The following is a 13,386-nucleotide window of genomic DNA, read 5'->3' on the forward strand; positions in this document are numbered from 1 at the left end:
AATCTAACTAAATTTCCTCAAGGATTGGAGATTATAATGTCACAGCACTCCACATTACAGCGGGGGCTAAACACCCGCCATATTCGTTTTTTGGCATTGGGTTCAGCCATTGGGACAGGACTCTTTTACGGTTCGGCCACTGCGATCAAAATGGCAGGGCCGTCCGTATTACTCGCATATATTGTTGCAGGGATTGCAATTTATATCGTGATGCGTGCACTCGGTGAAATGGCTGTACACAACCCGGTATCAGGTTCATTCAGCCATTATGCTTCTCAATATATTGGCCCGCTTGCAGGCTTTACCACAGGCTGGACCTATGTTTTCGAAATGATCATCGTTGCACTTGCCGATGTGACAGCATTCGGGATCTACATGGGATTCTGGTATCCCGATGTGCCACGCTGGATCTGGATTTTGTCACTGATCATGTTCTTGGGCGCAATCAACCTGATTCATGTCAAGGTCTTTGGCGAGCTTGAGTTCTGGCTTTCAATCGTCAAAGTCACGGCCATTGTGGCGATGATTGTTGGTGGTCTAGGGTTAATGTTCTACGGTTTCCATGCTGACCACAGTGGCTTTACCACAGGCATTCAAAATCTATGGATTCATGAAGGCTTTATGCCAAACGGCATTGCAGGTTTGGTCGCATGTTTATCTGTGGTGGTATTTGCTTTTGGCGGTATTGAAATTATCGGGATCACCGCTGGTGAATCGCAAGATCCGAAAACTTCGATTCCAAAAGCGATTAATGCCGTGCCGGTACGTATCCTGTTGTTCTATGTTCTGACGATTTTTGTATTGATGTCGATTTTCCCATGGAACCAGATTGGTAGTCAGGGTAGTCCATTCGTACAGATTTTTGAAAATCTGGGCATTGGATCAGCGGCAACCGTTCTGAATATTGTGGTGATTACAGCGGCTGTATCTGCCATCAATAGTGATGTGTTTGGTGCAGGACGTATGTTGTACGGGATGTCAAACCGTGGACAAGCACCAAAAGTATTCCAGAAAATTTCTAAGAATGGTGTGCCTTGGATGACCGTGGTGGTGATGGCAGGCGTGTTGTTGATCGGTGTATTGCTGAACTATCTCATTCCAGAAAATGTATTCATTATTATTGCCTCAATCGCAACATTCGCGACCGTTTGGGTCTGGCTCATGATTTTGCTTTCTCAGGTTGCGATGCGTCGCAAGTTGTCTAAAGCTGAGATCAAAGCTCTGGACTTCCCTGTGATTGGCTGGCCGTATGCACCTGCCTTTGCCATAGCGTTCATGCTGTTTATTTTAGCCATGATGGGTTATTTCCCAGACTCACGACCTGCAATTTATGTCGGTGCAACCTGGTTAGTTTTACTCTGGATTGCCTATACCATTTGGGTGAAACCCAAGCAAAACACGGTAAAAGAAAACACAGCTTTGCAACAAAACATTGAGATGGAAAGCTAATAATCAAGCTGTTCAAGTGTTAACAGCACTTGAACAGTGAGAGGAATTTTGAATGAAAAAGCTTTGGAAAAACTGTCATATCGCCACCATGCAAGCGGGTCAATATTCCAGTATTGAACATGCTGCAATTGTAACGCTCGGACAGCAGATTCACTGGATTGGTACATTTAAAGACCTTCCTGCCGATGCTTATGCGGAAACCATTGATCTGAATGGGGCATGGGTGACACCAGGTTTGATTGATTGCCATACCCATAGTGTGTTTGGTGGCAACCGTAGCGTTGAGTTTGAAAAACGCTTGCAAGGCGTTAGCTATGCGGAGATTGCAGCGAGTGGTGGTGGTATTGCCAGTACGGTTCGTGCGACCCGCGAAGCGAGTGAAGAACAGTTACTTGCATCGGCATTGAAACGGATTCGTTGTCTGCTTAAAGATGGTGTCACTACCATTGAAATTAAGTCTGGTTATGGTCTGGACTATGCCAATGAACGCAAAATGTTGCGTGTAATTCGTGAGATTGCAGAAACTTTGCCGATGACGGTACGCAGTACCTGTTTGGCGGCGCATGCTTTACCGCCTGAATATCAGGATCAAAGCGATGCTTATATTGAGCACATCTGTAATGACATGCTGCCAAAACTCCATCAAGAAGGTCTGGTCGATGCTGTCGATGCGTTTTGTGAATATCTGGCATTTTCTCCTACTCAGGTTGAGCGTGTTTTTAAAACAGCCCAGTCTTTACATCTACCCATCAAGTTGCATGCAGAGCAGCTTTCTTCGCTCGGTGGTTCAAGTTTGGCTGCGCGTTATCAGGCTTTGTCAGCAGATCATTTAGAATTTATGACTGAAGATGATGTGAAAGCGATGGCTGCTGCAGGAACCGTTGCCGTGTTATTGCCAGGCGCATTTTATTTCTTGAGAGAAACCAAGTATCCGCCATTGGAGAGTTTGCAGCAACATGGGGTACGGATTGCCTTGTCCAGTGATTTAAATCCGGGCACATCACCAGCTTTATCTTTACGTTTAATGATGAATATGGGCAGTACTTTATTCCGTTTAACGCCTGAACAGACCTTGGCCGCCGTGACTATTCATGCAGCGCATGCATTGGGCTTGCAAGAAACGCATGGCAGTCTGGAGCAGGGTAAAGTTGCAGATTTTGTTGCATGGGACATCGAGCATCCATCAGAAATCGTTTACTGGTTAGGTGGTGATTTGCCAAAACGCATCATTCAGCATGGCAATGAAGTTTCGATCTAATCTCAAGACTCATTTTAAAGCGTGGTATTTATAATGAATCATTCATTTAAATGGCAAGGAAGACATGATGGCGACGGTGAAGCGCACTTGCGTCTCCATCAAGTGGTCAATAAGCAACAACACGCTTCATTTGCTTTCATTGGTTTTAGTTCCGATGAAGGCGTTAAACGCAATAAAGGACGCTTGGGTGCAGCTGATGCACCTGACATGATTCGGGCGCAGTTGGCAAATTTACCTGTCCATCAACCTGTCACGATTGCCGATCTCGGCACGGTGGTGTGTGACAATGGTAAACTGGAACAGGCGCAGGCCGAACTGGCAGATCAGGTTGAACGCAGCTTAAAACAGGGAATGAAACCGATTGTTTTAGGTGGTGGTCATGAAGTCGCGTTTGGCAGCTTTTCAGGTTTGTTCCAGTATCTGCAGAATAATGAGCCAGATAAGACCATCGGGATCATTAATTTTGATGCCCATTTTGACTTGCGTGAAGCGGAACATGTCACCTCAGGCACACCTTTTTTAAATGCAGCAAGACTGTCTGAGCAGTATCAAAAGGCGTTTCATTATCTGTGTATCGGTGTTGCAAAACATTCAAATACCAAAGTCCTTTTTGAAACGGCAGACCGACTAAATTGCAGCTACATCTACGACTTTGAATTACAACCGAAAAACGTTGAAATTTTACTCGAAAAAATCACAGCTTTTATCGGAAAAGTTGACTATTTGTATATTACAGTTGATCTTGATGTATTTAGTGCTAGCATTGCTCCAGGTGTAAGTGCACCTGCGGTAAAAGGGATTGATTTATCAGTCTTTGACCCATTACTAGAGGCCATTAAGGAAACCGGAAAGATTAAAGTTTTTGATGTGGCGGAATGTAATCCACGGTTCGATTTGGATAGTAGAACTGCCAAGTTAGCCGCTTATATAATTTTTAACTACATATTTTATTGATGGATCATGTGAATTCATCAAAAGGTTAAAACATGTCTAATTTATCTTATGTCTCTCAAAATGACGGTCCATGGGCAACTTACCTCGAGCAGATCGAGCGTGTTGCTCCGTATCTAGAAGGTCTAGAAGGTTATGTGGATACATTGAAGCGCCCAAAACGTGCTTTGATCGTTGACGTGCCAATTGTTATGGACGATGGCACAATTCGTCATTTTGAAGGTTATCGTGTGCAACACAACTTGTCACGTGGTCCGGGTAAAGGCGGTATTCGCTATCACCCAGATGTAGATTTAAATGAAGTAATGGCTCTTTCAGCATGGATGACAATTAAGACTGCGGTGGTGAATCTACCATTTGGCGGTGCAAAAGGCGGTATCCGTGTTGATCCACGTCAACTTTCTCCACGTGAATTAGAACGCTTAACACGCCGTTATACTAGTGAAATCAGCCATATTATTGGCCCACAAAAAGATATCCCTGCACCAGACGTTGGTACCAATCCAAACGTAATGGGCTGGATCATGGATACTTATTCATCTGGTCAAGGTCATACCGTAACAGGTGTGGTAACGGGTAAACCAGTTCACCTTGGCGGTTCTTTAGGTCGTATTAAAGCAACAGGCCGTGGTGTATTTATCACAGGTCAGCAAGTTGCTGAAAAGATCAAATTACCTTTAGAAGGCGCTAAAATTGCGGTTCAAGGTTTTGGTAACGTCGGTAGCGAAGCTGCGTATCTATTCGGTGACTCAAAATCTAAAATCGTGACCATTCAAGACCATACGGGTACGATTTACAACCCTGAAGGTATTGATCTTGCTGCATTAAAAACACACATGGAAACTAACCAAGGTGTGGGCGGTTTTGCCGGTGCTCAAGTGATCAGCGATGAAGAGTTCTGGACAGTAGACATGGATATCTTGATCCCTGCTGCTTTAGAAAGCCAGATCACGGTTGAACGTGCGAAAAACTTATCAGCAAAACTGGTACTTGAAGGCGCGAACGGCCCAACTTATCCAGAAGCAGATGACATCCTCGTTGAACGTGGTATCACTGTTGTTCCAGACGTAATCTGTAATGCGGGTGGTGTAACCGTATCTTATTTCGAATGGGTTCAGGATATGTCGAGCTACTTCTGGTCTGAAGAAGAAATTAACGAAAGACTCGATAAGTTAATGATTCAAGCGATTAATGATGTATGGCACAAATCTAGTGAAAAAGAATGTACTTTACGTACAGCTGCTTTCATTTTAGGTTGTGAACGTATCTTAAAAGCACGTAAAGAGCGTGGTATCTTCCCAGGTTAATACTGCGGAATATCATCTAAAACGACCTTAAGGTGAATGCTTTAAGGTCGTTTTTTTATGTGTAAAAAAAGCTTAATCATTGCTCTAAAAGAGTATATTGATTGGAAATATGTTTGTGTAAATAGTCATCTTTGGTTTGAAAGAATATATCAAAACTTGAACTCATCAGATGATCTATTTTAGATTGTTTTTTAAAAATTAAATTTAAATGTTTGGTGTAATAATCTACCCATTCTTTCTCATTATTAAAAGTATAATAAGGCCTAAGGTTGTCATATAATGTTTTTAAATCAGACCTAATATGTGAAATATCTGGATTAAATAACCATAAAATAATTTCATTTATTTGGCACTGTTTTAATAGATAATCATCATTATTGTCAGGCTGTATTGTATATAGCTGAGCTCCCGATGATGTACTCTGGGAATACATAAGTTTTGTTGTGTTTATTTGAAAGTGCTTGTGTTCTAATTCTCTGATAAGTCTTGAAATTTTTAAGCATTTTGGGAGGTCTTCAATATTCGATTTTGAGAGTTTTATAAAGAATTCGATGGCTCTTGATATCACAGTTACCTCACCAGAACCGACGATAACACCTTTATTCCAAGCATATAATTTACTTGTTTTATTTGAATGGGTTTTATAATCAATGGTCGCACTGCGATTATCGGCAGCAATAATTATACTGTCTTGTAATTGCAGGGATATAATAAAGGTCATATGATAAAATTAAAGCTTTTTGATTATTTTTATTGTATGCTTTCGCATATTATTGTCAATCAAGGGAGAGGGAATGGCTGGCGGATCTCAAATCGTTATTAATAAAAATGGTATTACTTTTATTACGCCTGCCAAGTTTGAAGTTAAAGCAGGTCAGCATAGATTTGAAGGTGGCCAGAAAAAGACGGTTAAAATACCGAGCTTACCTGTTCTCAATCAATCCTATATTCTTCAATATCTCGTAAAGAATAAAGATAATATTCCACTCTCGAATAAGCCTTATTTCATCATTGATCAAGACGGTAAACTACAAAAAGGCGTAACTGATTCCGATGGATTAATGCAATTGCATACAACTGCATCAGCGCAAACGCTTATGACTCATGTTATGACGAATGAAATAGAAGAAGCACAGGAAGTGGGTGGAGAAGAAGAATAATGGCTACGCATTACAGTCGATTACAACTTAAGATAAGCTCACCCTTGCAATATAAAAACTTTAGTTTTCAATTTTTAGTCGTGGACAGAGAACGAAGCAAGACCATTTTTAAAGATGAGGGAAGCTTTGATCATAAGGGTTTTGGCAAATGGTTCCATATTTTTCAACCTAACCATGTGTTGATGTATAAAGTTAAATATCAGGGTGAGGTCATCAAAACACTCACTGCCAAAGCATATCCAGAGCCAAATAACTGGAGTTTATTTGAGTTTAAAACCACATCTGGGAAAACCGAAAATGCTAAAAGTAATGTAAAAGAAGTTCAGATGAATGATGGTGAAGTGGCTTGGTATCTGGTTAAGAAAACTGAGCCAGTAATGGCTTGGGCGCAGCGTGTATTTAAGAAACCGTTAGCCGCAAAAGATTGGGAAATTTTAAAGACCAATAATCCCCATTTATCTAATCTGGTTGCAATGGGGGTTTTACAGCCTGGACAGGTTGTGATTATCTCGAACTCAACCACTGCAAAGGAATTACCTGAATATAAGAAGCAAGCACAACTGGCTCATCAAAATTTGGAAGAAATGAAAAAGGATAAAGATTTTGATGCAGAATTTTTCGCACAGAACTATGAATTTTTCTATGATGCATTATTGAGAGAAAATACCGAGATTGTCGGTAAAAATATCTTTGAAGAAAATGACCATCCTTTAACAATTAAATTTAATCAGGAAGAAAAGAAGGATAGCTTTTTTGATCAAAAAATGGCTGTTGATGGCTCTTTATCACTAGTCCAAGGGCAAGCACATAGAGTTTACAGATTACATGGTGAACTCGCCCTCAAGTATGCAGAAGAACAAGCCAAAGGCTCAGGACTGGCGAATCCGAAAAATTTCACTCAATTTAAGCAAAAATATGCAAACCTGTATAAAGAGCTTGATCAAGAAGCAACTAAAAAATTCTTGCGCTGGGATCAGTCGATCAAAACCAACAATATGCGACGAATGCTAAAGCAATCAGCATTGGTTAGAGACAATAATTTTAAAGGTGGAGTTAAAGAATACGCCAAACAAATGGGCAAAATTGGTAAGTTTGCGACACAGTTAAAAATAGCTGGCTATATATCGATTGCTACTGACGTGGTGAGTTCAAGCGTAAATGTTTATGAAGCTGCTCCCGAAGATAAGGCGAGAACAACTGTAGTTGAAACTGCAAAGGTAGGCACTGGTATTATTGCTGGAGCAGTAGTGAGTGCTATAGTGATTGGACTTGCCACAGGTGGAACTGGATTAATCGTTATCGGTATTGTAGCTGTCTCAGGAGCAATGGCTACAAAAGGTGCTAGTGAAATTGCAGGATATGGTATAGGTGGAGCCTATGACTATATTGATGAAATTAGGAATAAATAATGTTTGAAATACTATTGACGATGTCTACAGATAGACCAGGTTTATTTATTATTCTGATTGGCATTTTTTTTATTATAGTAGCATGGATGGTTATAATACTTTTATATATATATATAAATATTTATCTAAAAGGAATTTGCAAAATTGTATATAAGGATGAGAAGCGATTTACAAGGTTGATGGAGCCATTTGATTTTTTTTATTTGAGTATTTTGCCTAGCGCATATTGGAAAGAGATATTAAATGTGAAGTTTAATACCTCATTTAAAGCTTTTTATGGAAATAATGTATATCACAAAATGGGTGATTCTCAGTTAAATGAATTGTTGGAAAATTATCCAATGTTCTTTCGTATCCATTATTTTTTTATGTTATCTGGTTTTTTAAGTATGTTCTTTTTATTTCTTGGCTACTCTATAGATCATTATTTTTAAAGGCTTTTTTAGCTTCTTATTAAAAAAAGCTAAGGTGGGCTCTGACTTTAGCTTTATTGGTTAAATAGCAGTTTATCTTTTAATTGTTATGGACGTTGTGAGTTGCTTGATCTTTGCTTATTTTGATTTCGGTTAAAAGCTAGATACTGCAAGACTCATGCAGTGCAGCATTTGCTAAACTGCCTCCCGGATCGAATTAATAAACAATTCCAACGAATGCTCAATTTGCTCGCTCCATTCAAAAGAACAATTCATACGAATAAAATGTTGATGCGAGGGCAGCACATTAAATAATGTACTTGGCGCAACACCGATCTGTTGCTGAATTAGGTGCTCATAGATTTTCATACTGCTGACTTTGTCAGGCAGTTGAATCCAGAGAAAATAACCGCTTGGATAATTGTAGACCTTACAACCTTTAGGCAAATGCTGTTTGAGATATTGAAAGAACTGCTTCTTATTTTTCTCCAAAGCACGTCTAAGGGTTCGCAAATGCTTTTCATAATGATGATGGGAGAGAAACTCAACCAACGCATTCTGAATCAGTGCATTGGCTGAAATGGTGCTCATCAATTGTAAATGCTGAATATGCTCGGAAAATTTACCTGCATAGACCCAACCCATACGGAAACCTGAACCTAGCGTTTTGGAAAAAGAAGAGCAGTGCAGTACCAGATTTTGCTGATCAAAATACTTCATCGGCAAAGGTTTATGATTGCCATAAAACAGTTCTTCATAGACATCATCTTCGATCAAATGGATCTGATGCTCGTGTAACAGTTTAGCGATTTTATATTTAATTTCCTCACTGACCGTGAAGCCAATCGGGTTGTGTGCATTGAGCATAAACCAGCATACTTTGATTGGATAGTTTTTGATGACTTGCTCAAAGGCTTCAATATCAAATCCATGTTGCGGATGCTCAGGAATGGTAATCACCTTTAAGCCCAAACGCTCCGCAGCCTGCCATGCGCCATAGAAGATGGTTTGCTGCAATAAAATATAATCGCCAGGTTGAGTGATCGCTTGCAGTGAAAGATTCAATGCTTCTAGGCCACCAGATGTAATCACAATGTCATCAGCATCGGTTGGAATGCCTTGCATACAATAGCGTTGAGCGATCAGTTTTCTGAGTGCCAAATTGCCCGGTGGCAGATTGGTGGTTTGATCATAACTATGCCGATTACGCGAAAGCTGCCCCATAATCTGAATCAGTTTGGGAGGATAGAGTAACTGACTGTCGGGAAAAGCTGAGCCTAATGGACTGACTTGCTTGGATTGAATTGATTTAAGATATTTAAAAACCAGTGAGTTAATTTCAATTTTAGGATTTAAAGACACCACTGAGTAGGCTTGCGGAATCTGAATATGACTTTGCTCAGCCACAAAATAACCCGACTTTTCTTTAGAATAAATTAAACCTTGCGCTTCCAGTTCTTGGTAAGCGTTCATCACGGTAATTAAGCTAAAACCTGAGCGTTGTACCTGTTCACGCAAAGATGGCAGTTTGGTGTGCGGCTTCCATGTCCCATTTTCAATGAGAAGTTTCAGGTTATGTGCTAACTGTTCTGATTTATACATAAAATAGGGGTAATCCGTGCGAAGGAACAGCCTTGATCAAAAGACTGTTCCATTCATCGTTCTAATAAGCAAACATCAACAGCAATCTAAACAGACCTGCAATAATGGCGAGTGCAAAAAATCCAAGTAACCATAAGATTATAAACCATTGCGTTGAAGTTAAATGCTGAGATTTTATTTTCATGCAACGTTGCTCCTTAGTGATAACCTGCATCACCCACACGGACCTTATCTCTAAATACCCAGTATGAGAGGATCGTATAGGCAATGATAATCGGGATGAGAATAAGGGCACCGACCAGCGCAAATTTCTGACTTGAAGCTGGTGCAGCAGCCTCCCAAATCGTCACTGATGGTGGAATAATATGAGGCCATAAACTAATCACAAAACCTGTGAAGGCTAAAAACACCAGCGCTAATGTATAGATAAATGGCTTTAAATCCTGACGGTTTTTACAAGCTTTCAAGATTAAAGCAGTAAATAACACGACTAAAACAGGCACAGGGCTAAAATAAAGCAGATTTGGCAAGGCAAACCAGCGTGCCGCAATTTCAGGATGAGTCAGAGGTGTATAAAGACTGACGCCTCCAAACACCACAAAGAGCAGAATGATCAGCTTCGGCATTAAACGATACATTTGATCCTGTAGCTCATGATCTGTTTTCATAATCAGCCAGCCACAACCGAGTGCTGCATACATGGCAAGTACCCCTAGACCTGTAAATAAGGCAAAAGGTGTTAGCCAGTCCAGACCCGAGCCTGAGAAAATTCCATTGGTGGTTTGAATCCCTTGAATATAAGCCCCTAGAATCACACCTTGGAAGAAGCTGGATAAAATCGAGCCCCAGATAAAGGCTTGATCCCATAAGTGCTTGGTACGATTGGCCTTAAAGCGAAATTCGAAGGCGACACCTCGGAAAATCAATGCAATCACCATTAAGGTAATGGGCATATACAAGGCGGAAAGTACGGTTGAATAGACCAATGGAAAAGCTGCGAATAAGCCTGCACCACCGAGCACCATCCAGGTTTCATTACCATCCCAGACGGGCGCGACGGTATTCATCATTACATCCCGTTCTTCTCGGTTTTTAATGAACGGGAACAGAATCCCAATGCCGAGATCAAACCCGTCTAGAACCACATAGATCAGTACACCCAGACCAATAATACCAACCCAGATCAGAGATAAATCAATCATGGCGTTTCTCCTTACTTTGGTCTTGTCCGTCAATGCTTTCATCGACTGCGCTGAGTGGACGCATTGGTGTTTTGAAATGACCGGGACCCGCAGGTTCAGGTTCAATTGCATCGATAAATTCAGGACCTTTTTTCAGTAGTTTCAGCATGTAGTAAATACCGCTACCAAAAACGATGGTATAGACCACCACAAAGATAATTAAACTGATCCCGACCTGATCGGCTGTCACGCTATGTGATAGACCATCTTTGGTACGCATCACACCATAAATTACCCAAGGCTGACGACCAACTTCGGTGGTTACCCAGCCTGCAAGCAGAGCGATATAACCCGCAGGGCCCATCACAAAAGCGAACTTATGAAACCACGAAGTACCATAAAGTTTGCCAGTTTTACGCAACCATAAAGCAACCAATGAAAGCAGTACCATCAGCATGCCTAGACCAACCATGACGCGGAAACTCCAGAACACAATGGTGGCATTTGGGCGATCTTCAGGGGCGAAGTCTTTCAAACCTGTCACTTTGCCATCAAGAGAATGGGTCAGGATCAGGCTGCCGAGGTGAGGAATTCCGATTTCATACAGATTTTCTTCTTTATCCATATTTGGAATTGCGAAAAGCAGCAGAGGCATGGATTCGTTATGATTGGTTTCCCAATGTCCTTCAATTGCTGCGAGTTTGGCTGGCTGGTGCTTTAAGGTATTTAAACCATGATTATCACCAATCACCACTTGCAGACATGAGGTGACCAGCACCATCCAGAGGCCCATCGAAAATGACTTTTTGACCAGTTCATCACGACGGCCTTTGATTAAATGCCATGCGGCAGTACCCACCACCAAAAGTGACGATACTAAAAATGCGGCAGCAGCCATATGCGCTAGGCGATAAGGAAAGGATGGATTGAAAACAATGGCCCACCAGTCGGTTGGGATCACAATACCATTTTCAATAATAAATCCTTGTGGTGTTTGCATCCAGCTATTGGAAGACAGAATCCAGAACATGGAAATACAGGTACCGATGGCAACCATCAGGGTGGCAAAGAAATGTGCTTTGGGACTGACCCGTCCCCAACCAAATAACATAATGCCAAGGAAGCCTGCTTCCAGAAAGAAGGCACTCAATACTTCATAGGTGAGTAAGGGCCCTGTAACACCACCAGCAATTCGGGAAAATTCACTCCAGTTGGTTCCAAACTGATAGCTCATCACGACGCCTGAAACCACGCCCATACCAAAGGCAACAGCAAAGATTTTGATCCAGAACTTGAATAGATCTTTATAAATCGGGTTTTGAGTTCGAAGCCATTTCCATTCCAGCATTGCCAGAAAGCAGGCCAAGCCAATTGAGGTAGCTGGAAAGATAATGTGAAATGAAACAGTAAAGGCGAACTGTATTCGGGCTAATTCTAAAGCAGTGAGACCGAGATCCATATATCCTCTCCTATAACAGACGAGTAAAGCAGTCGCTAGGAAAATGTGAAAGAAGGGGCTTAAACGATTAAAAATAAACAGAACCTTAAAAATGTTCGCGGCGTATTTAAAACCCTTTAAGTTTTATTCATCATCCAGTCTTCTGCTGTATATGAGTAGGTACAATTTCTTCTTGTTTTTTTATAACAGATACGGAAACGCGAAGTAATCTGTTATATTTTTTTAGCAAAATTCTGTAGCTATTCAGTTGTATGTTGCTCATTCAAAATAGCATACGCAACGATACAATGTGTTAAATATTGATCAAGCATTGTAAGTCGTTTGCATGATAATACTTCTGACTGAATGGCTTTTAATTATGTTTGTCACCCCAGAGCTTTATGCGCTTACCCGACTTTTTCAAGGCAAGATACCGTCCCAATCAGTACAAGAACAGTTACATCTTGAATATGTCAATCTTGAAGCAACTTTATTAAGAGGTAAGGTGCTTAGAGATTTTTCTAAAGACAAAGTGACCTATATCGCGCAGGCGAAGATCGTGAAAAATAATCGTCATCTGGGCTATGTGTTTGCGCCATTGATTATTGCGAATCTAAATCAGCCCGTAATCTATACCACGCCTGCTACAACGCCAGTTCTGTCAATTTTTAAACAATATTATCAGGCAGAGAAAAGTATTCATCTCAAGATTGAAGATGTCCTTGATAGTCTCAAGCTTTATATTGAACTGGTGAATGATTCAGGAAATGAGGAAGATTTTCTTTTTCGTAGTCTGGTGAAAGCGCTTTGCAGAACGGATCTTACCCATCTTTTTCTGGTAACAGATCTGGCGATCGATATGCATAAGCTTAAGGTGTTGCAAGATTTCTTTAAGGTCAAAATCACGATTACTCATACCGATCAAGATGCACCTCAAGTGGATCATGCATTGATCAATATGCGCAAACTGTTATTTAAAAATAAAGATGATTTCCATAAAGAGATTTGTACGTTGTTCTCGCATCTGAATGCCCAATTGATTGCTAATATGGGTCAATTTTCCGAACAGCAGGCAGCGCACTTGATCGAAGATATGTTTTATTCCGAACACATTTTCGAGAAGTTATCGGTCTATGCGGAATATATGCAAACCCGTATTCAAAATGGCGCCAGTTTTAAGGTTTTATCGACGATGTAAACGAGGTTGAAAATTTCTTA

General features: G+C 40.8%; 13 protein-coding genes. 8 read left to right on the plus strand and 5 right to left on the minus strand.

Annotated elements, in window-relative coordinates:
* Positions 1-36: 36 nt before the first annotated feature.
* Genes EC846_RS08650 through EC846_RS08665 form a run of 4 tightly spaced genes read left to right on the plus strand, consistent with a single transcriptional unit; the run spans position 37 to position 4,965 of the window.
* Complete coding sequence (locus EC846_RS08650; RefSeq protein ID WP_005258176.1) at positions 37-1,449, plus strand: amino acid permease; 1,413 nt, start codon at positions 37-39, stop codon at positions 1,447-1,449.
* Positions 1,450-1,501: 52 nt separating this feature from the next.
* Positions 1,502-2,707 carry an imidazolonepropionase gene (hutI, locus tag EC846_RS08655; protein ID WP_123774890.1) on the plus strand — a complete coding sequence of 402 codons (1,206 nt, stop codon included), beginning with the start codon at positions 1,502-1,504 and terminating at the stop codon, positions 2,705-2,707.
* Positions 2,708-2,740: 33 nt separating this feature from the next.
* On the plus strand, positions 2,741-3,661 hold the full coding sequence (hutG, locus tag EC846_RS08660) for a formimidoylglutamase (protein WP_123774891.1): 921 nt from the start codon (positions 2,741-2,743) through the stop codon (positions 3,659-3,661).
* A gap of 32 nt (positions 3,662-3,693) precedes the next feature.
* The gene (locus EC846_RS08665) at positions 3,694-4,965 is read left to right on the plus strand and encodes a Glu/Leu/Phe/Val family dehydrogenase (protein ID WP_004772767.1); all 1,272 of its coding nucleotides are present in this window, start codon (positions 3,694-3,696) and stop codon (positions 4,963-4,965) included.
* 76 nt (positions 4,966-5,041) lie between these two features.
* On the opposite strand, the gene EC846_RS08670 is transcribed toward EC846_RS08665, so the two are convergent.
* Complete coding sequence (locus EC846_RS08670; protein ID WP_123774892.1) at positions 5,042-5,686, minus strand: hypothetical protein; 645 nt, start codon at positions 5,684-5,686, stop codon at positions 5,042-5,044.
* A 73-nt stretch (positions 5,687-5,759) separates the two neighbouring features.
* Here EC846_RS08670 and EC846_RS08675 point away from each other — a divergent pair, with 73 nt between their 5' ends.
* From EC846_RS08675 to EC846_RS08685, 3 genes are read left to right on the plus strand one after another with little or no spacing between them, the layout of a single operon-like run.
* Positions 5,760-6,125: a hypothetical protein gene (locus tag EC846_RS08675; protein ID WP_123774893.1), complete on the plus strand. Its 366-nt coding sequence runs from the start codon at positions 5,760-5,762 to the stop codon at positions 6,123-6,125.
* Positions 6,125-7,534: a hypothetical protein gene (locus EC846_RS08680; protein ID WP_123774894.1), complete on the plus strand. Its 1,410-nt coding sequence runs from the start codon at positions 6,125-6,127 to the stop codon at positions 7,532-7,534. The genes EC846_RS08675 and EC846_RS08680 overlap by 1 nt, the downstream gene beginning before the upstream one ends.
* The gene (locus EC846_RS08685; RefSeq protein WP_123774895.1) at positions 7,534-7,968 is read left to right on the plus strand and encodes a hypothetical protein; all 435 of its coding nucleotides are present in this window, start codon (positions 7,534-7,536) and stop codon (positions 7,966-7,968) included. Before EC846_RS08680 ends, EC846_RS08685 begins: the two co-directional genes overlap by 1 nt.
* A 174-nt stretch (positions 7,969-8,142) precedes the next feature.
* Here the strand turns inward: EC846_RS08685 and EC846_RS08690 are convergent, their stop codons facing one another.
* The 4 genes from EC846_RS08690 to EC846_RS08700 form a co-directional block, all read right to left on the minus strand.
* On the minus strand, positions 8,143-9,549 hold the full coding sequence (locus EC846_RS08690) for a PLP-dependent aminotransferase family protein (protein ID WP_123774896.1): 1,407 nt from the start codon (positions 9,547-9,549) through the stop codon (positions 8,143-8,145).
* 61 nt (positions 9,550-9,610) lie between these two features.
* Positions 9,611-9,733: a hypothetical protein gene (locus tag EC846_RS18545; RefSeq protein ID WP_264673641.1), complete on the minus strand. Its 123-nt coding sequence runs from the start codon at positions 9,731-9,733 to the stop codon at positions 9,611-9,613.
* Positions 9,734-9,746: 13 nt separating this feature from the next.
* Entirely contained in the window at positions 9,747-10,751 is a 1,005-nt protein-coding gene (gene cydB / locus EC846_RS08695; RefSeq protein ID WP_004772756.1) for a cytochrome d ubiquinol oxidase subunit II, read from the minus strand.
* Positions 10,744-12,189 carry a cytochrome ubiquinol oxidase subunit I gene (locus EC846_RS08700; RefSeq protein WP_005258165.1) on the minus strand — a complete coding sequence of 482 codons (1,446 nt, stop codon included), beginning with the start codon at positions 12,187-12,189 and terminating at the stop codon, positions 10,744-10,746. Before EC846_RS08700 ends, cydB begins: the two co-directional genes overlap by 8 nt.
* Before the next feature lie 358 nt (positions 12,190-12,547).
* Between EC846_RS08700 and EC846_RS08705 the strand changes: the two genes are divergently transcribed.
* Positions 12,548-13,366 carry a hypothetical protein gene (locus tag EC846_RS08705; protein ID WP_123774897.1) on the plus strand — a complete coding sequence of 273 codons (819 nt, stop codon included), beginning with the start codon at positions 12,548-12,550 and terminating at the stop codon, positions 13,364-13,366.
* Positions 13,367-13,386: the final 20 nt, after the last annotated feature.

The sequence above is a fragment of the Acinetobacter sp. BIGb0102 genome (assembly GCF_003815055.1).
GTDB classification, from domain to species: Bacteria; Pseudomonadota; Gammaproteobacteria; order Pseudomonadales; family Moraxellaceae; genus Acinetobacter; species Acinetobacter vivianii.